Source organism: Bradyrhizobium elkanii USDA 76 (genome assembly GCF_023278185.1).
Lineage (GTDB): Bacteria > Pseudomonadota > Alphaproteobacteria > Rhizobiales > Xanthobacteraceae > Bradyrhizobium > Bradyrhizobium elkanii.
The window spans coordinates 3100170-3118411 of record NZ_CP066356.1 but is presented as its reverse complement, the minus strand read 5'-3'; the positions used below and the strand labels follow the sequence as shown (position 1 = coordinate 3118411).

16 protein-coding genes are annotated in these 18242 nt (G+C 60.5%); 8 read left to right on the top strand and 8 right to left on the bottom strand.

Features of this window, described 5'->3' with window-relative positions; all coding sequences use genetic code 11:
- Positions 1-12 precede the first annotated feature (12 nt).
- Positions 13-1635, top strand: a complete 1623-nt coding sequence (gene groL / locus JEY66_RS14835) for a chaperonin GroEL (RefSeq protein ID WP_018272955.1) — start codon at positions 13-15, stop codon at positions 1633-1635.
- A gap of 92 nt (positions 1636-1727) precedes the next feature.
- Here groL and JEY66_RS14830 read toward each other — a convergent pair whose 3' ends face one another.
- The 3 genes from JEY66_RS14830 to JEY66_RS14820 form a co-directional block, all read right to left on the bottom strand.
- The gene (locus tag JEY66_RS14830; protein WP_240536903.1) at positions 1728-2057 is read right to left on the bottom strand and encodes a hypothetical protein; all 330 of its coding nucleotides are present in this window, start codon (positions 2055-2057) and stop codon (positions 1728-1730) included.
- A gap of 222 nt (positions 2058-2279) precedes the next feature.
- Positions 2280-4319, bottom strand: a complete 2040-nt coding sequence (locus JEY66_RS14825; RefSeq protein ID WP_018272956.1) for a protein-L-isoaspartate(D-aspartate) O-methyltransferase — start codon at positions 4317-4319, stop codon at positions 2280-2282.
- Positions 4307-4480 (bottom strand): hypothetical protein, encoded by a 174-nt coding sequence (locus tag JEY66_RS14820; RefSeq protein ID WP_168388418.1) that lies wholly within the window; start codon positions 4478-4480, stop codon positions 4307-4309. The genes JEY66_RS14825 and JEY66_RS14820 overlap by 13 nt, the downstream gene beginning before the upstream one ends.
- A 176-nt stretch (positions 4481-4656) precedes the next feature.
- Here JEY66_RS14820 and JEY66_RS14815 point away from each other — a divergent pair, with 176 nt between their 5' ends.
- Positions 4657-4908, top strand: coding sequence for a CBS domain-containing protein (locus JEY66_RS14815; protein ID WP_085967147.1), 252 nt, complete (start codon positions 4657-4659; stop codon positions 4906-4908).
- 161 nt (positions 4909-5069) lie between these two features.
- Here JEY66_RS14815 and JEY66_RS14810 read toward each other — a convergent pair whose 3' ends face one another.
- A complete protein-coding gene (locus JEY66_RS14810; protein WP_016841874.1) occupies positions 5070-5663 on the bottom strand; it encodes a nitroreductase family protein in 594 nt (197 codons plus the stop codon).
- Between the two features lie 174 nt (positions 5664-5837).
- Here JEY66_RS14810 and JEY66_RS14805 point away from each other — a divergent pair, with 174 nt between their 5' ends.
- From JEY66_RS14805 to JEY66_RS14790, 4 genes are all read left to right on the top strand, one after another.
- The gene (locus JEY66_RS14805) at positions 5838-6569 is read left to right on the top strand and encodes a CBS domain-containing protein (RefSeq protein ID WP_026193114.1); all 732 of its coding nucleotides are present in this window, start codon (positions 5838-5840) and stop codon (positions 6567-6569) included.
- 236 nt (positions 6570-6805) lie between these two features.
- The gene (locus tag JEY66_RS14800; protein WP_016841872.1) at positions 6806-8212 is read left to right on the top strand and encodes a GH1 family beta-glucosidase; all 1407 of its coding nucleotides are present in this window, start codon (positions 6806-6808) and stop codon (positions 8210-8212) included.
- Entirely contained in the window at positions 8209-9207 is a 999-nt protein-coding gene (glk, locus tag JEY66_RS14795; RefSeq protein WP_026193115.1) for a glucokinase, read from the top strand. Before JEY66_RS14800 ends, glk begins: the two co-directional genes overlap by 4 nt.
- Positions 9204-10142 carry a 1-phosphofructokinase family hexose kinase gene (locus tag JEY66_RS14790; RefSeq protein ID WP_016841870.1) on the top strand — a complete coding sequence of 313 codons (939 nt, stop codon included), beginning with the start codon at positions 9204-9206 and terminating at the stop codon, positions 10140-10142. The genes glk and JEY66_RS14790 overlap by 4 nt, the downstream gene beginning before the upstream one ends.
- On the opposite strand, the gene JEY66_RS14785 is transcribed toward JEY66_RS14790, so the two are convergent.
- On the bottom strand, positions 10126-11184 hold the full coding sequence (locus JEY66_RS14785) for an SbmA/BacA-like family transporter (RefSeq protein ID WP_016841869.1): 1059 nt from the start codon (positions 11182-11184) through the stop codon (positions 10126-10128). The two genes, JEY66_RS14790 and JEY66_RS14785, sit on opposite strands and share 17 nt — an antisense overlap.
- Positions 11185-11383: 199 nt before the next feature.
- Between JEY66_RS14785 and ppsA the strand changes: the two genes are divergently transcribed.
- A complete protein-coding gene (ppsA, locus tag JEY66_RS14780) occupies positions 11384-13804 on the top strand; it encodes a phosphoenolpyruvate synthase (protein WP_018272957.1) in 2421 nt (806 codons plus the stop codon).
- A gap of 73 nt (positions 13805-13877) precedes the next feature.
- Here ppsA and JEY66_RS14775 read toward each other — a convergent pair whose 3' ends face one another.
- On the bottom strand, positions 13878-14120 hold the full coding sequence (locus JEY66_RS14775; RefSeq protein WP_240536902.1) for a hypothetical protein: 243 nt from the start codon (positions 14118-14120) through the stop codon (positions 13878-13880).
- A 132-nt stretch (positions 14121-14252) separates the two neighbouring features.
- Between JEY66_RS14775 and JEY66_RS14770 the strand changes: the two genes are divergently transcribed.
- The gene (locus tag JEY66_RS14770) at positions 14253-14681 is read left to right on the top strand and encodes a universal stress protein (RefSeq protein WP_240536901.1); all 429 of its coding nucleotides are present in this window, start codon (positions 14253-14255) and stop codon (positions 14679-14681) included.
- 83 nt (positions 14682-14764) lie between these two features.
- Here JEY66_RS14770 and JEY66_RS14765 read toward each other — a convergent pair whose 3' ends face one another.
- Together JEY66_RS14765 and JEY66_RS14755 are read right to left on the bottom strand one after the other, a co-directional pair.
- The gene (locus JEY66_RS14765; protein WP_016841865.1) at positions 14765-15559 is read right to left on the bottom strand and encodes an HAD-IC family P-type ATPase; all 795 of its coding nucleotides are present in this window, start codon (positions 15557-15559) and stop codon (positions 14765-14767) included.
- Between the two features lie 286 nt (positions 15560-15845).
- Positions 15846-18137 carry a heavy metal translocating P-type ATPase gene (locus JEY66_RS14755; protein WP_026193116.1) on the bottom strand — a complete coding sequence of 764 codons (2292 nt, stop codon included), beginning with the start codon at positions 18135-18137 and terminating at the stop codon, positions 15846-15848.
- Positions 18138-18242: the final 105 nt, after the last annotated feature.

Below are 18242 nucleotides of genomic sequence, written 5' to 3'. Positions count from 1 at the left end.
TGGAGAGTGCCAGTGGCGCACAAGCAAATCCTGTTTCAGTCTGCCGCTCGCGAGAAGGTCTTGCGGGGCGCAACGTTGCTCGCCGACGCAATTCGCGTAACGCTCGGCCCCAAATCGAAATCGGTCCTGATCCAAAAAGGCTGGGGTGCACCGATCGTTTGCAACGACGGGGTGACCATTGCCAAGGAATTTGACCTGAAGGATCCGGAGGAGAATCTCGGGGCTCAGGTGCTCCGCCAGGCCGCCGAGAAGACCGGCGAGGTGGTTGGCGACGGCACCAGCACAGCCACAATCCTTGCCCATGCAATCCTGGCCGACGGCGTGCGCAACGTCGTGGCGGGCGCCAGCGCCATCGATATCAAGCGCGGCCTGGATCGCGGCGCCCGTGCAGCGATCGAGGCGCTCCGCACGATGTCCAAGCCGGTGAAAACCAAAGCGGAAAAGGCGCAGGTCGCGACCATTTCGGCTCACAACGACCCTACCGTCGGCGCACTGGTCGCGGACGCGATCGAAAAGGTCGGAGGCGAAGGCGTGATTTCGGTCGAGGAGTCGAAAACGACGGAAACCATACTTGATGTCGTCGAAGGCATGAAGTTCGACCGCGGATTCCTGTCACCCTACTTCGTCACCGACGCCGAGCGCATGGAAGCCGTCCTTGAGGACTCACTTGTGCTGATTTGCGATCACAAGGTCGCAGCTCTGAACGATCTCGTTCCGGTTCTGGAACAGGTCGCGAAATCCGGACGAGCGCTGCTGCTCATAGCCGAAGATATCGAAGGCGAGGCGCTTGCGACCTTGATCGTCAATCGGCTTCGAGGTGTCCTGAAGGCATGCGCCGTCAAAGCGCCGGGTTTCGGCGACCGGCGCAAGGCGATGCTCGAAGATATCGCAATCCTGACCGGTGCTCAGGTGATTTCCGAAGAGCTAGGACTGAAACTTGAGAAGGTCACGCTGCAAGAGCTTGGACGGGCGGCGCGCATCATCTCCGACAAGGAAAGTACGACCTTGATTGGCAGCGGCGGCGACCGGGGGCGGATCGATGGACGCCTCCAGCAGATCCGGCGCGAAATCGAGAAAACGACCAGCGATTATGATCGCGAGAAGTTGGAGGAGCGGCTCGCCAAGCTATCCGGTGGCGTCGCCGTTATCCGCGTCGGCGCTCCGACTGAGGCGGAGATGAAAGCAAGGAAGGAAGCGCTCGACGACGCCATCAGTTCCACCAAGGCCGCGGTGGCCGAAGGCATCGTTCCGGGCGGCGGGCTGGCATTGCTCAGATGTGTTGACGCGGTTGTCCGCGAGGAAGCCGCCGCCGAAGGCGACGAAAAGACCGGTATTGCAATCCTGAAGCGGGCGCTCGAAGCACCGGCGCGACAGATTGCGGAAAACTCCGCGGTCGACGGCGGCGTGGTCGTGGCGCGCATGGAGGCAAGCCAAGGCAGTTTTGGCTTTGATGCCGCTCGCAAGCAATATGTCGATCTCGTCGAGGCCGGCATCGTGGACCCGACCAAGGTCGTCCGCACCGCATTGGAAAATGCCGTTTCGGTCGCGAGCGTGCTGCTCCTGACCGAGGCGACAATGACCGAAATCCCGGAGGCAAAGCGAGAAAGGACGGTCGAACCGGAGATGGCAATGTGAGCGGCGACCCGGAGAGTCAATTGATCCATCTCAAATACAAGACCCTCGAAGATTGCTTTAATTGTTCTGACCGGATGGTTCCCCCCACCTAATCATCCCATCCATGAGTGGATGCTCCGGTATATATCGTCCGATTTGCCCTTTTGAATCACGATCAGATCGGCGCATCGCGCTCCATCGATCACCGCCTTGGTTGGAAATTCGATGGCTGACCGCCATTCGACTTCGCGACCACTCCCGGCAGCGGAGCGAAACTTGTTGCCGGCCGATTCGAGCTTTGCCTTCATTTTGGCGATGTCGAACTCCGTCGCATTGTCGACGACGACGACACCTTCGGCAACAAACGGCGGCAAGACCGCCAGTGCCGACAATCCGATCAGGCGAGCGGAGAACTTGTCCGCGACCGCCGCAGCAACGGCCACCAGATTCGTCGAGACGTGATCCGCATTGACGTAGACCAGCAGCGATGCATACGACATGGCTCTCTCCAATGGCAATAACAACAGTTAGTTTGAGCGCCGGTTGGCGCGCCGCCCGCGACTCCTTCGCCAGACGTTTTCAATTTTCATGAAGCGGATGTTTGGTGAGATCCTTGTCTATCTCGGCAACGATGCATGCCTTGATTAGCTTCAAGACCCTTTGTGCTACACGCCGAAGGGATAAGTATCGGGAAGTCCCTTGATCTCAGCAGTCTCCAACGGTGTCACCGCACAGCTGTCGTCGAACCAGACATATTCGTCGAACTGTTGCGGGAGAACGGCTCGGAAGTAGTGACTCCCAAGCTCCGTATCAGGCCGATAGATCACGCCGACCGCTCGCTCGAGCCGCTCCTTGCCGAGGCCGCCCGACCCGCAAAGATCGCCACGTTCGCGCATAGCCAGCATGAAGCGCGGCAAGCCGGTCGCGTGACACAGTCTTTCATAGCTTTCTGGATGCGACGGCCGCACCGCCTTGATCTCCATCGGCCCATCCCATTCGGATGCGGCAGCGACCGTCCCGCTGTGCGTGCCAAAGCCAACCATATAGGCACCGTCACCGAACTCGCTTCGGCAGAGTTGACCGAGGTTGTATTCGCCTCGCGCCGCCATCTCGGTCGCGCCGGCGTTGCCAACATGGGAATTATGCGCCCAGACTACCGCCTTGCTGTCCGGCCCATGATAGGCAAGCAGGTTCTTCAAGGTCTCGAACATGTGATTGTCGCGCAGATTCCACGACGCCCGCGAACCGTAATACATGATGCGATAATAACGCTCCGCGCTCGCCACCAGCCGCGCGTTCTGTTCGGCATCGAGGAAACGATCGCCGTCGTGCTCGGCGTAGGTTCGGCGCTTTTCCAAGAGATCGGTAAGCGCGCGCACGACGTGCGACTCGCATGTCGGGTATGATCCGGTCAGTGCAGCATGCCCGTAGGTCGCCGGATCACGCTGCCACGGCGTCAGGCACCCGTAGCGCTCGCGAGCTACTCTTGCCGATTTCGGGTCGACCTGATCGAGATAATTCAGAACACAGCGGATCGAGTCATATAAACTGTAGAGATCGAGACCGTGACATGCGGCGCGCTTGTTGCGTTCGACTCCGCCGTTGTGCTTTCGTAGCCAGCTGACGAAATCGCGCATCTCAGCATTGCGCCACATCCAGGTCGGAAAGCGCGCGAACGCCGTCCATTCGGAAGGCGGATACTGGAAATGCCGCACGTAATGATCGACGCGTGCCGCGTCTGGCCAGTCGGCCTCGATCGCGACAAAGCGAAAGCCCTTTTTGACGATGAGATCGCGTGTAATGCGCGCTCGCATTCCATAGAATTCGGAAGTGCCGTGGGTCGCCTCGCCGAGCAACACGACACGAGCCGGACCAATTCTTTCCATGAGAGGGTCGAGATCGGCAGCTTCGATCGAGGCAAACGGTTCAGCCGCGTCCGCAAGATTTCGCACCAGCATCTCTCGTTGCGAGGAGATCGGGCGCGGTGCGCGGCCTGGCATGCGGCTGTCGTTCTTGACGGTCGGCCAGCCCTCTTCGCCGATCAACGGGACGAAGCGGACGTCGGCGATATCCTCGCTACGGTATTCATTGGCCGACACTCGGGTTACCCGGACCAGTTCCTGGCTGCGCTGATCCGAACCGACGGGAATCACAAGCCGGCCACCGATCTTGAGTTGCTCCTTGAGGGACTCCGGAATCTGCGGGCCGCCGGCGGCGACGATGATGGCATCGTAGGGAGCATGGTCCGGCCATCCACGTGTGCCGTCGCCATGCAGCACATGAACATTGTCATATCCGAGGTCCGCCAACGTCCTGGCGGCCGTTTCGGCGAGCGGACCAAGCCGTTCGACCGTGTATACGTTAGCCGCGATTTCAGACAGCACCGCGGCGGCATAACCCGAACCGGCACCGATCTCGAGGACCTTCTCACCGCCCTTGAGCATCAAGGCTTCGACCATGAACGCAACGATATAGGGTTGGGAAATGGTCTGGTCGCCGGCGATAGGCAGGGGCGCATCCTCGTAGGCGAACTCATGAAGGTTCTTCGGCAGAAACAATTCGCGCGGCACCTTGCGCATTGCTTCAAGGACGAATTCGTCGCGGACGCCGCGCGCGGCGATATCCCGCTCGACCATCGCCTTGCGGAGCGATGGAAACGAGGTCTCATCGCCGGAACGGGCGGGGGTCGATGTCAAGACTCCCATGCCGACACCTCCAACTTCGCTCCCTGTTCAAGAACGCCGGGCCATTGGCAATGGTGCCGCCGGCCGTTGCGGCCGCGATCGGTTCCGCCGACCAACATCATCCATCCAGCAGGTACCCGGATGAAGCTATTCAGGTAGCCGGCGGACATATTGATCGACATCAATAGGTCAAACCGGAAGCCACATCCCGGCCGACCATCGCAGTGTCACACGTTGCCGGTGGGAGTTCGCCTCACCTTAGTCACGACCCGGTAGCCCACGCTTGATACGGATCAATTTCGCTTTTTGGCGTTCTCTGCGGAATGCCGGTCCATTGATCCAAACAGGAGTACTGCTCATGCTAGCCCGCGACGTGATGGTATCCCCCGTGATTACTGTAACCAAGAGCGCGACCGTCCGGGATGTCGCGAGAATGATGCTTGAAAAGCGCATCAGCGCCGTTCCAGTCGTCGACAATGCCGACAAGGTCATCGGCATCGTGACTGAAAGCGATCTGCTTCACCGCGTCGAAGCAGGGACCGAACGGCGCGACACGTGTGCCCATCATCGCAGGATTGAAGCCGGCGAGTCCGGCGGGTTCCGGAATTGATCCGCCGCAAACGCGTTTCGCGGGAGACTCTTGACTGCAGCAGATCACGCCGCATACGGAGCATTTCCCACCCGCAACGCGATGAAGCAATATGCGCGTGCAGGAACGGCCGCAACCGGACGCCCGGCCAGCCGTCTCGTATCAGTTCATCACCCGAGCAGCTACGGCACCCATCTGAGGACAACCGGCGGCTTGCGAGATCCGCTGGACGCAATTTCTCTCGGGAATCCGACGATGATCGGCGCAACGGCTGCACCGCCCTCCGGAATTCCCAACTCCGCCTTGACGTCTGGCATGTTCAGAATGCCGACTGCAAACCCGATGCAGCAGGTCCCCAGCCCCTCCGCGGTGGCCGCAAGCATGAGATTCTCGGCGGCCAGCCAACAATCCGCCTCAACGAACGGACCCTTGGCTTTGCAGCAGACGACGATAAGTGCGCTGGCGTCGTAGAAGATGTTGAAATCCGGATTGGACAGCATGGCAAGTGCCTGCGGTTCGGCGCTCTGCAGGTGAGATATGGCCTGCTGTTGGTCGAGCAGCAAGGTCTTGGCGCGATCCGAATATCGTCGCAAGCGTACCTTGTCCTGGATCACCACAAACGCCCATGGCTCGGCATGGAGTGCCGTCGGTGCCTGCACCGCTGCATCCAGCAAGTGTTTGATCGTGGCTCGCTCAAGCTTCTCGGGCGTGTAGCTTCTGACGGCGCGCCGCTTATAGATGGCCGTCACGGTGTCCAGTTTGGAATAGGTCAGCATGACCTTTCTCCTTCTTCTGAACTTTCCAATCAACATCTCCGCGAGCTTTGTGCCTTGACCCAGCTCAATTGCTCGTCCGCGGCCGCCCGCCAGGATGCGAACAGGTTGACTCAGATCAAGCACCTGCGGCGCCACAGTGCTAATCAGATACACGATCAGCTACTGGAGGCTCCCATGCGAGCTCATGAGATCATGGCCCGGAACGTCCTTACGATTGCTCCGGAAGCGGATTTGGCCGAGGCTGGAAGCCTCATGCTACGTCATGATATCAGCGGTCTCCCGGTCGTCGACCGGCAAGGCGCGCTGGTGGGCATCCTGTCCGAAAGCGACTTTCTACGAAGGAGCGAAATTGGCACGCAGCGAAGACGTCCTCGTTGGCTCGAATGGGTTCTCGGGGCAGGCGCGGCGGCCGAAAGCTACGTTCGCGAGCGCGGCCGCACGGTATCGGAGATCATGACCGCGTCTCCGATCACGGTGAACGAGCAGACGACGTTGGCGGAGATCGTCGACATCATGGAACGGAACCGCATCAAGCGCGTCCCAGTCGTGCAAGAGGGCAAGCTGACTGGACTTGTGTCGCGTTCGAACCTCATGCAGGCCGCTGCCAGCCTGGCTGGCAGAATGCCTGCCCCGACCACTGATGACGAACATATCCGCATGCGGATCGTCGACGAGATCGAGAACAAGGACTGGTGCCCGTCGGGCCTCAACGTGATCGTCAAGGATGGCATCGTTCATCTCAGCGGCATGATTGCCGAAGAACGTTGTCGCAAGGCCGCAATCGTCGCGGCGGAGAATGTCGAAGGCGTCGTCAAGGTCCACGATCACCTGCGGTGGTTCGATCGGATCTACGGGCTCGCCTCTGAGCGTTCTCCCGAGGATGAGGAGTGGGCCAAGCTGGATTGATGCGCATCCCGCACCGATCCAATGTCTCACGCTCCGGATATCCATCGCTGAGCGTTCAGCCATTGCTTTGCGGCGCACGCGGAAACGAGGGACGTCCAGTCGTCCCGTCCTTATGCTGTTCAACCGGGTAGTTTCCGCCAAGAGGCAGGTCGTGCTCTCTCCACCCCTTGATTTTCATCAAAGGGCCGATCGATAGCCTACGCCATTATTTAAAATAACGCACTTGAGGGCTGGAAATGACCAAGGAGGCCTTGCAAAGTGAGGCGCGGCTGTTGGCAGCACCGAAATCCAGTTTCGTCTGGGGTGTTTCGACGTCGAGTTTTCAGATCGAAGGCGCGGCGCACATTGACGGCCGCGGCGACAGCATCTGGGATGTCTATTGCCGGAAGCCCGGCACGGTCAAGAACGGCGACACTGGCGAAACGGCTTGCGATCACTATCATCGCTACGGTGAGGACGTTGCGCTTATGCGCGATCTCCGCATCGACGCCTACCGCTTTTCCATTTCATGGTCGCGGCTCTTGCCCAGAGGCCGCGGTGCGGTCAACGAGCACGGGCTGGCATTCTACGACAGACTGATCGACGCTCTGCTCGCAGCAGGAATCGAACCCTGGATATGCCTCTATCACTGGGATCTGCCGCAGGCTCTCCATGAACTCGGTGGCTGGCAGAATCGGGATATCGCCGGATGGTTTGCCGACTACGCGGCGCTCGTCGCACGGCGTTATGGCGATCGCGTCAAGCGATTTGCCACTTTCAATGAACCATGCGTCTTCACGCTGTTCGGATATGGTCTCGGCTGGAACGCGCCGGGGATCGCCGACGCCGATGCCCTGCATAAAGCCATCCATCACGTCAATCTAAGCCATGGCGCCGCTATTGGCGCGTTGCGGACGACGGTGCCTCAAGCCTCGGTCGGCGCCATTCACAATCGGCAGCCCTGCTTTCCAGCCGGGACAAGTCCCAATGACGCGGCTGCAGCAGTAAAATTCGCCGGCTATTGGAACGACGCCTTTCCGTATCCACAGCATTTCGCATGTTATCCTGCTGCGCTGGCAGAGGCCGTTGAGCCGTTCCAGAAGCCCGGCGACATGGCGCTGATCGCACAACCCGTCGACTGGTTCGGGCTAAACCATTACTCGCCGCACTACATCAAGGCGGACCACAATGTTATCGGCGCGACCTTTGGTGCGCCACCGCCAAATGTGCCGAGAACCACAATCGGATGGCCGATTGTGCCTGACGCTTTCCGTGACACCCTGCTCGATGTTCATCGTCGCTTCTCCTTACCGATCTACATCCTCGAGAATGGAACCGCGACAGACGACACGCTCGACGGTGCCGGCCACATCGAAGATGCCGGGCGAATTGCCTATCTGCGGGCCTATATCGATGCCATGCAAGAAGCCATCGCGGCGGGCGTGGATGTCCGCGGCTATTTCGTGTGGTCATTGCTAGACAATTTCGAATGGACCTCCGGGTATTCTCAACGTTTTGGACTCACTTATGTCGACTTCGCCACGCAACGGCGCATTCCTAAGGCCTCGGCGCGATGGTACGCCAACCTCATCGCAGCCAATCGGAGACGCTTGGTTCAGCCAATATCCGGCAATTGTACCGAGGCAGCGATGGCAACGCGATGAAGAACGGTCGACCTTTAGATGAGCCGGTCCTTCTCGCCGACATTGGCGGGACCAACGCCCGCTTTGCACTTTCGGGAGGAGGCAGAATCGGTCCGATAGAACACTATAGAGTCGGCGATTTCTCTACCGCTATTGAAGCAATCGCAGCTTTCCTGTTACATCATGTGAGCTGCGCGCCCCAAGCGGCGGTCCTCGGGGTTGCGGGACCTGTAGAGAATGACCGCTGCGTCGTCACCAACAGCGGATGGGTGATCGACGGACGTGATTTTCAAGATAGGTTTGGGTTCAGGACAGTTCATCTTCTCAACGATTTCGAAGCTCTCGCGTGGTCGCTGCCGGCGCTTCAGGCGTCCGATCTCCGGGCGATGGGAACGCAAAGGGCAGCGGCCGCAGCGCCCATGCTGGTGATCGGGCCGGGCACCGGATTTGGTGCCGCCTGCTTCTTTCCGAGCGCGGCTATGGTGGCGGTCACCGAAGCCGGTCATGCGACGTTGCCGGCAACTTCCGAGAGAGAGGAGCAGATCATCGGTCAATTGCGCCAGCGCTTCGGGCATGTTTCCGTGGAACGCGTTCTGTCAGGATCCGGTCTTGTCAATCTCTATCAGGCGCTCGCTGCCATCGATGGCGTGGCAGTGCCGGACCGAGATCCCGCAGCGATCACTCAAGCGGCGCTAGAGAAGCATTGCCGGATCAGCGTTGCCGCGCTCGATACGTTCTGCGCCATGCTCGGCGCGGTCGCCGGAGATCTTGCGCTGACGCTCTGCGCCCGTGGCGGGGTCTACATCTCGGGCGGCATCGTGCCGCGCTTTGCCGACCGCTTCGTCGCATCCAGGTTCAGAATGCAGTTCGAATGCAAGGGTCGCTACGAATCCTATCTGCGCAGAATTCCGACAAGTCTCATTCTTGATCCTGACAGAAGCTTCATCGGACTCAAGGCGTTTTGCGAACGGAGCGCGGCAGCCTCAGGCACATCTTCGATCCACGACAGGCCATGACGGACGTTGTGACGATTACGCTCAATCCGGCGGTCGATCTGTCGACAACTGTCGAGAAGATCGTTCCAGTCTACAAGCTGCGGGGCAGGTCGCAACAGCGCGATCCGGGGGGCGGCGGAATCAATGTGGCGCGCGTCGTCAAACGCCTCGGCGGGCGTGTCCGCGCTGTCTACCCTGTGGGCGGCGCGACGGGGGATATGCTCCGCAGACTGCTCGACAAGGAGGGCGTGCCAAGCTGCACTTTCTCCATCGCGGAAGAGACACGCGAGGATTTCTTTGTCGTCGAAATCAGCACTGGTCAGCCGTTCCGCTTCATTCTGCCCGGACCGACCCTCACTGAGGCCGAATGGCAGCAATTTCTGGCGTTTCTTTCCAGGATTGAACCGTTTCCCCGATTTGTAGTCGCGAGCGGAAGCCTGCCCGGAGGCGTTCCGGACGATTTCTATGCCAGGTTGACGAGAATCGCGAAACTGCGCGGCGCCAGGATGGTCGTTGATGCATCGGGCTCGGCGCTTGCCGCTGCCGTCGTTGAAGGGGTCGATTTGATCAAACCGAATTTGCAGGAAATGCGAGAGCTCGCCGGCTGCGAGCCACATGACGCCAAGGAATGGCAAGCCGCGGCAAAAGCTCTCGTCCACGATGGCAAAGTTACCACCGTTGCGCTGACCATGGGCCATCTCGGCGCCGTGCTGGTCACGCGCGACCAGGTGTTGCGGGCAGAGCCGCTTGCGATCACTCCGATCAGCGCAGTTGGCGCCGGCGATAGTTTTCTCGGAGCGTTGCTCTGGCAATTTGCGTCGGGAGCCGGTCTGGAAGACTCCTTTCGGTACGCCGTTGCCGCAGGCGCCGCCGCTTTGATCAATCGCGGCACCGGCCTCTGTATGCCCGAAGACGTCAAACGTCTTGCCCGACAGGTCGTCATCGAAGCGGCGTGATGGACCCCCCAAGGATCGGCGTTTCCTCGCGAGCTGTCGGCACGATTCCCCGATCGAGTTCGTCCAACGCAAGCAGCAGACGCCCTACCCTTTCGAGCGAAGAGACCCAATCTGCCAGCCGTCCGTAGTTGTCCACGAGCCAGTTGAATGAACTCTGTACGAGTGTGAATGCTGCAGCGGCCTGCGTGAGCTCGCCGAGTGTCATCGTCCCCGCCAGGAATTTTGGCGAGCACAAGACGAGCCCGACGACTGGCGCGAGCAACGTGTTTCCCTGCGAGACCAGCGTGTTGCGAACAAGCTGCCAACACAAGCGCCGCCAACGAGCGAGCACATTCCGCAACGCTTGCTGGAGCCCTCGCCTGGCCTCCGCCTCCTGCAGCTTGGGCATCACGCCTTCGCCGATATCCCGCAGCAAGTGGGCCGCTGTAATCAACTCTGCTTCAGCCTGGTTCTTGATCTGAATGACGCTCGTGAGCGGCGAGCCTACCAAAACCATTGCGATCGTCACGATGCCCGAATAGACCGCAACACTCCCCACCAGATAGCCGGGTATCCAGAACCGATAGCCGGATACTGAGAAGCTTGCCTCGCCGCCGACGCTCCACAATACCTGAACAAAGATGACAGCGGTCAGCAGTGATGAAACAATTCCGAGCGCAAAATCGATTGGTGCGTCCGTTGCGATCCTCACATCCTCGGAAATGCGGTATTCGGGGATGATCTTCTGATCTCCTTGCACCCGTGCGAGCCCGGCATACCGGTCGTTTTCGATCCAGTAATCGATCAGATTGTTGGTCAGCCATTCGCGCCATTTGCGCTGCACCGTCATGCGACCCCAGACCGACATCGCTGCGAGCGCAATGCTCGCGCCGCACAAAGGAATGAGCAAGATCGCCTGGGCATGCAAACGCAGCGGGTCCCGGCTCTCCAGCGCATTGAAGAAATCGCGATTCCAGTAGTTCAGGCGAAACTGAACATAGAGCTGCAGGGCGACCACGCCGACCAGCGAAGCGCAAACCAGCCAAATGCGCCACGCCGACAAGTCCCGCCAGAGACCTGACGCGCTTCCCCAAAATCGGCGCCACTCCCGTTGCCGATTATCTTCGTGCTCTTCGGACATGGGTTTGACAACTAACGGCCTTTCGTCGCCGAATGCTTGATCTTGCGCAAAGGCTCCGGTTGGCGGTCGGTCAATATGTCCCAATGGATTGCATTTGCTGCAGCGCACGGAGAAGGCACCCATGAACGCTTCCGGCTACACGCGGTGGTTCAAGGATATCGGCCTTGAGGATGTCCCCTTGGTGGGAGGCAAGACCGCCTCGCTGGGCGAGCTCTACTCGGCGCTTGCGCGGCAGGGGGTCAAAGTACCGAACGGCTTTGCCCTGACAGCGTCGGCTTATCGCGACGCGCTGGCGCAGGCAGGTGCCTGGGACAAACTCCGCAAGCTGCTCGACGGTCTGGACAAGCGGAACATCGCGGAACTCGCCAAGCGCGCCCGCGCGGCACGGGCCATCGTCTATGCTGCAACGGATCAGGAGGCTCTGCGCCGCGAGGTCGGGAACGCCTATCGAAAACTCGAAGAAGAATATGGCGCCAATGTCGCAGTCGCCGTGCGCAGTTCAGCGACTGCGGAAGACCTGCCTACTGCGAGCTTCGCGGGACAGCACGAGAGTTTCCTCAACGTTCGCTCTCCGGATGACCTCATGCTCGCCTGCCGCCGATGCTTTGCCTCGCTGTTCACCGATCGCGCGATTTCCTACCGCATCGACAATGGCTTCGATCACTTCAAGGTCGCGCTGTCCGTTGCGGTCATGAAGATGGTCCGCTCCGACCTTGCGGCAAGTGGCGTGATTTTCACGCTCGACACCGAATCGGGGCATCGCGATGTGCTCTTGGTGACCGGCGCCTATGGCCTCGGCGAAAACATCGTCCAGGGGACCGTGGATCCGGACGAATTCTACGTGCACAAGCCGACTTTCAACCATGGTTTCCGGGCTGTCCTGTCGCGCAGAATCGGAACGAAGCAAATCCGGATGGTCTATGCCAAAGGACGCTCAACTACCCGAAACGTGACGACATCGAAGGCGGCTCGCGAGCAGTTCTGCATAGATGACAAGGACGTGCTGGAGCTCGCGCGGTGTGCCATTGTGGTGGAGAAACACTACTCCGAAAGAGCTGGCGCGCCGACCCCCATGGATGTGGAATGGGCGAAAGACGGGAATACGGGCGGGCTCTACATCATTCAGGCGCGCCCGGAGACGGTGGCATCCCGCCGCGGACCTGAAGCGCTTGAAAGTTATGCCCTTCAATCAACGGGCAAAGTCGTTGCAGCCGGCCGCGCCGTCGGCGAGAAGATTGCCGCCGGAAGGATTCGGCTGATCAGGACCGAGCACGATCTTCGCACTTTCAAGCCCGGCGAGGTGCTGGTTGCCTCCGCGACCAGTCCCGATTGGGAACCGGTGATGAAGACCGCCGCCGCCATCGTTACTGACCATGGCGGCAGAACCTGTCATGCCGCCATTATCGCCCGCGAGCTTGGAGTGCCGGCGGTTGTCGGCACCGAAAATGTCACCCGGCTCGTGAAAAATGGCATGACTGTCACGGTGTCATGCGCGGATGGCGACATCGGCCATGTCTATGACGGCGCATTGCCGTTTTCGGTCGAGCGGATCACGACAGACGAGCTGGAAAGGCCACTTACCAAGATCATGGTCAACCTCGGCAATCCGGAAATCGCCTTCAAGACGGCAATGGCGCCGAACGACGGCGTCGGGCTGGCGCGGATGGAGTTCATCATCAACCAGCACATCGGAATCCATCCGATGGCGCTTGCGCAGCCCGCCAAAGTCAGATCCGCGAGCGACCGTCGCTCGATCGAGCGTCTCACCGGGCGCTATCGGAAGCCATCCGACTTCTTCGTGGAGCGCCTGTCGGAAGGTGTCGGCATCATCGCTGCAGCGTTCTATCCCCGCCCTGTCATCATCAGGCTCTCCGATTTCAAGACGAATGAATATGCCAATCTCTTGGGGGGCGCGGACTTCGAACCAAAGGAAGAAAATCCGATGATCGGGTTCCGCGGCGCTGCACGCTATGCGCACCCGGCCTATGCCGAAGGGTTCGCTTTGGAATGCGCCGCGCTGCGCCGCGTGCGTAGCGCAATGGGTCTGACTAATCTCAAGATCATGATTCCGTTTTGCAGGCGCATCGAGGAGGCCCGCAACGTCCTCGACGCGATGGCCGGCAACGGTCTTACCCGCGGCGACGGCGGCCTCGAGATATTCATGATGTGCGAAATTCCGAACAATGTCATTTTGATCGATCAGTTTGCCAAATTGTTCGATGGATTTTCGATCGGGTCCAATGATCTGACCCAGCTCACGCTTGGTGTCGACAGGGACTCCGATATCGTCGCGTTTGATTTTGACGAGCGCGATCCCGGAATGCTGCAGATGCTCAGAATGGCGGTGACGGGAGCGAAGCGCAACCGGCGCCATGTCGGCATTTGTGGTGAAGCGCCGGCAAACTATCCGGAAATCGCGAAGTTCCTGACCGAACTCGGTATCGATTCGATCAGCGTGAACCCGTCAAGCGTGATGCGTACGATGAGGGTCGTCCATGAGGCCGAACGAACTGTAGCCAAACCGACCGTGCTCGCAAGCTAGGCGCTTCTTCTCGCACCCGTGTGAGATTTCGGCGCGAACTTCGTCGTCCTCCAAGCCGTCCCGAAATGGATGCTCATCCTTGGGAGGACACGCCTCGGTAGGTATTCGCTGACTGCGGACCGTGCTCTTCCGGCTTCTTCGACAAGCGCTCTTCGTCGTGCGCATGCAACAACTTCAGTGCTTCGCGAGCTTCGTCATCCTCCAATGCATCTCGAAATCGGCGCTCCTCCCGCTCCTCGAGAACAAGCGCCTCGCGGTTGGTCTTCGCTGACTGCGAACCGTTTTCTACTCGCTCTTTCCGCATCTCGTTAGCCAATTGACCATCCTCCAAAATGATATGTATCAAGAATGGAGACCACGTCGCCGATGTATTTGAGCAAAATCAATATCCTTCTGATTTTAGAGACTAGCTTTCGAGTGAGTCCAAGTGGCGGCAAGAGGCAACCTCGTGACATCCATCATGGTGGCTACGGACGGATCCGCCGGAGCAAGCCGCGCTGTTGAAGCCGCGGCAGAAATTGCCAAAGCCTTGGCATGCAACCTGCTGATCGTGACTGTTGCGGATCGTCTCCTGGGAGAAGAAGTGCGACAACTGCCACACTCCAGTGTCAGCACCGGCGACGTGCTGGCAGCCCTCACGGCCCAAACGCTGAGCGCCGCGGAAGCCCGCGCGCGCCAGTTGGGCGTGCAGCAGGTCGAAGCCCGGACAAGCTGGGGTGATGTTACCCAGTCCCTGCTCGATATCGCCGCAAGCGGATCAATCAAGATGATCGTAGTGGGACGCAGAGGTCGCGGTCACGTGGCGGGCTTGTTACTTGGGAGCGTCTCTCACAAGCTCGTCAGCCTCGCCCCCTGTGCCGTCGTCGTTGTCCCCTAACCAGGTTTGACGTCGCTGTTGGCCTGTTTCGTGTCGCCTATGCTACGGATGACAAGATCGAGCGGGTGCCACCTAGCGGCCGGCTATGCCATCCATGCTCTGACGACAGCGCTGATTGCCTGCGTAACGATCATCGGTACGAAACTAAAGAGAAGTACGACTGACCACATGTCAGCGGTAGGGGGAACAAGGTGTAAAAGATGCGCCGCCTGGGGAAGGTAGGGCGGCACGGCGAGCAGCGTTGCGCAAAGCAAAAGCGCGCTCCAAAGCCAGCCATTTCGAGTGATACCGTTTACGATGAGCGGAGATTGCGGATCGCGCATGTTGAACGTGTGCCAAAGCTGCGCGAACGCGAGAGTGAGAAACGTGACAGTCACTGTTGCTTGCGCGTCGAGACCCAGCCAAGACGACGCAGCCAGCGCCCCGAACGTGCCGGCGGTCAACGCACCGCCATGTAGAATTATCGTGATCCATTGCCAACGGCCCAAAATGGGCTCTCTCGGATCGCGCGGCGGATGCTTGAGGATACCGGCCTCACCCTCGCCCATTGCTAATGCGAAGGCCGGAAACACGTCCGTCACGAGATTAAGATACAGAATTTGCAGCGGCAGCAGCGGTAAAGGGAGCGCCGACAACACGGCCAACCCAACCACCATCACCTCGCTCAGATTGCAGGACAAGAGGTAAGCGACGAAACGGCGGATATTGGCGAAGATGATGCGACCTTCGCGTATCGCCCCAATGATGGTCGGAAATGCATCGTCAAGCAGGATCATGGCGGCCGCTTCGCGCGCAACGTCGGTGCCCCGCAGTCCCATCGCCACTCCGATATCGGCCTGCCGCAGGGCGGGTGCGTCGTTGACCCCGTCCCCCGTCATGGCGACGATCTCGCCTGCTCGTGGCGCAGTTTGTCGTGGGCGCGCTGTTCGCCAACCCCTTGCGGCGGCTTTTGGAGGAGAGTCTCTTGATCCTGGACTGGGTAGCGAACTGGCGTCCGTTGGAGATCTTTCTGTATGACTGGTGGCCGCTTGTTCGCCGGCGTGATCTGTACCGACGGCTTTCCAGGGCCGTTATCGAAACTCGGCCACGTCTTGCCGTTCAGAGCGAAGCCGGTGGAGCAGTCCGTCAAGACGCTTCAACGGAAGGTACGCGCGAATCGTACAGCTAAGCCGGTCCTGCCACGGCTTCGTAGATGTCCTCCTCCTGGGCTGTATGCATGCGAACAAGCGTTTCGATGGCCTCGATTACCCGCTGAGCATCCCGGATGAGATAGCGGTCGACCTTCTCTGACGGCAGGTCCTCGACGATCCGAGCGAGCAGCCGGGCAAGGTGCAGGATCTCCCGATGGGCACGGCTCATGGCGGAGAGGCCATGGCGCTCGCCGAGCACCTCCGCAAGCTTCGGATAGACGCTGTCCTCATCCGCGCGCTCATGCCTAACTACACTGCTCTGAACGATGCACTGAGCATCCCCAATCAACCCTGCGGCGGAATCGGGCGTCGCATCGTCCAACGCATCGACGATCTTGCGCAAGCGGTCGAGATCCCGGACGAGGACCTGATGATCGTGATGCAATGCCAACCCCTGCTCCACGGTGATACGTGCCCCGCCGCTGGCAAGGGCCGGAGTGAGCGCCCGCAGTGCGTTCAGGATGACTGCAACGTCGATTACCTCCTGGACGATGGCCGCAGGCACGGGATCAAGCCAACCAACGGTAGCAGCTACCATTGCCACCAATGACAACCCCATGCCGACAACTATGCTTTGCAAGGCGATACGTCGTGCCCGCTGCGCGATTATAATCGCTTCGCCAACGCGATCGAGCCGGTCGGCCAAAATCACCACATCGGCCGCCTCGGACGACGCGGTCGCACCGCGCGCGCCGAGCGCGACCCCGATATCGGCCACGGCCAGTGCTGGGGCGTCATTGATGCCATCGCCGACCATGATGGTTGGGCGCAGCCGCTGTTCGGTGCGGACCGCCTCGACCTTATCCGAAGGAACGCGGTCGGCCAGCACGGCGTCGAGGTCGAGCGCTGCACCAATGGCCTGCGCCGCCGCGGCGCGATCGCCCGTAACCATCACCATTCGCGCGATGCCTGCATCGCGCAGCAGCCGGATAGCTCGCGGCGTATCAGCCCGCAACTCGTCGGCCAGCAGCAGCGCGCCGATCGGACGCCCGTCCACGGCGACGAAGACGATCAGCGCCGAGCGCCATGAGGCGCGCCGGATCGCCCGCAGCTCCCAGGGCGACAATTCGGGATGCGAGCGAAGCAGCTCTCGCGAGCCCGCAGTGACTTGGCGCCCGTCGACCTGGCCGCTCAAGCCGGTGCCCATGGTCTCCTTGACCTGTTCGGGCGCTTTCAGCTTGAGGCCGCGATCGAGGGCCGCTGCCACGACGGTCTTGGCAAGCACGTGATGCGAGGCCTGCTCGAGCGATGCCCCAAGCCTGAGGACCTCGTCCGGGTCCTCCCCGGGAGCGACCTCGACCGAAAGCAACCGTGCCCCTCCGACAGTCAGGGTGCCGGTCTTGTCAAACAGCACCGTGTGCGCGCGAGCCAACGCCTCCAGCGCCCCTCCACCCTTGGCGAGGATGCCGCGCCGGGCCGCTCGCGCCACCCCGGCGATAAAGGCGACCGGTGCGGCCAGGATCAAGGGACAAGGCGTCGCCGCCACCAGCACGGCAAGGCTGCGCGTCAGATCACCGGAAATCCGCCATGCCAGGAAGGCAACGACGAGTGTCACCGGTAGAAGGATCAGCGCAAAACGATCGGCCATCCGCACAAAGGGAGCCTTCGCCGTTTGCGCCGCCGTCACCATGCGCACGATGCCGGCGTAGGTGCTCTCGCCGGCCGGCGCGGTCACGGTCAACTCGAAAGTCTCTCCCGCATTCAGCGAACCGGAAAGAACCGCGCTGCCGCGTGTCTTCTCGACCGGGATCGGCTCGCCGGTAACTGCGGACTCATCGATGGTAGCCAAGGCCGAGCCAACGATACCGTCGACCGGCACGATCTCGCCGGCCCTTACCAGCAGCTCTTCGCCGACCGAGACTGCGTCAACCGGAACCTCCTCGATCCCCTCGCTGCATTTGCGGTGTGCTTGCCGCGGTGCCCGATCGACCAGGGAGCGCAGGTCACGCTCCGCCCGTGCGATCGCAATATCCTCCAGCATGTTGCCGCCGGAATACATCAGCGCGACCACGGCCCCGGCGAGCGGCTGGCCAAGCGCCAACGCAGCGCTCATCGACAGCAGCGCAATCGCGTCCACTCCCAAGCGGCCGCTCAGCAGGTCTCTAACGATCGAGATCGCCAGTGCTGCGATCACCGGCGCCGTGCCGAGTTCCCATGCAAGATCAGCCAGATCAGGCCGGCTCGCGGCCCGAGCAAGAATGCCCCCGGTCAATCCCGCAATTGCAATCGCAACCAGAGCCCATCGCAGCACTCGTTCAAACGACATGGTTTGGTTTCCGCTGCGCCGAAGACCTATTACCCCATCCCCGCCATTCTATGCGACGGCCTTTGAAAGCCCGCGGGCACGAAACATCGGAGGTTTCTTGTGCAC

What these genes read in the sequence shown, in the direction of transcription:
- JEY66_RS14810 (WP_016841874.1), bottom strand. Translation starts at nt 5,663, where the DNA reads ATGCTGACCTATTCCAAACTGGACACCGTGACGGCCATCTATAAGCGG.
- JEY66_RS14765 (WP_016841865.1), bottom strand. Translation starts at nt 15,559, where the DNA reads ATGACGGGGGACGGGGTCAACGACGCACCCGCCCTGCGGCAGGCCGAT.
- JEY66_RS14805 (WP_026193114.1), top strand. Translation starts at nt 5,838, where the DNA reads ATGCGAGCTCATGAGATCATGGCCCGGAACGTCCTTACGATTGCTCCG.
- JEY66_RS14825 (WP_018272956.1), bottom strand. Translation starts at nt 4,319, where the DNA reads ATGGGAGTCTTGACATCGACCCCCGCCCGTTCCGGCGATGAGACCTCG.
- JEY66_RS14755 (WP_026193116.1), bottom strand. Translation starts at nt 18,137, where the DNA reads ATGTCGTTTGAACGAGTGCTGCGATGGGCTCTGGTTGCGATTGCAATT.
- JEY66_RS14800 (WP_016841872.1), top strand. Translation starts at nt 6,806, where the DNA reads ATGACCAAGGAGGCCTTGCAAAGTGAGGCGCGGCTGTTGGCAGCACCG.
- JEY66_RS14820 (WP_168388418.1), bottom strand. Translation starts at nt 4,480, where the DNA reads ATGTCGATCAATATGTCCGCCGGCTACCTGAATAGCTTCATCCGGGTA.
- JEY66_RS14790 (WP_016841870.1), top strand. Translation starts at nt 9,204, where the DNA reads ATGACGGACGTTGTGACGATTACGCTCAATCCGGCGGTCGATCTGTCG.
- glk (WP_026193115.1), top strand. Translation starts at nt 8,209, where the DNA reads ATGAAGAACGGTCGACCTTTAGATGAGCCGGTCCTTCTCGCCGACATT.
- JEY66_RS14815 (WP_085967147.1), top strand. Translation starts at nt 4,657, where the DNA reads ATGCTAGCCCGCGACGTGATGGTATCCCCCGTGATTACTGTAACCAAG.
- ppsA (WP_018272957.1), top strand. Translation starts at nt 11,384, where the DNA reads ATGAACGCTTCCGGCTACACGCGGTGGTTCAAGGATATCGGCCTTGAG.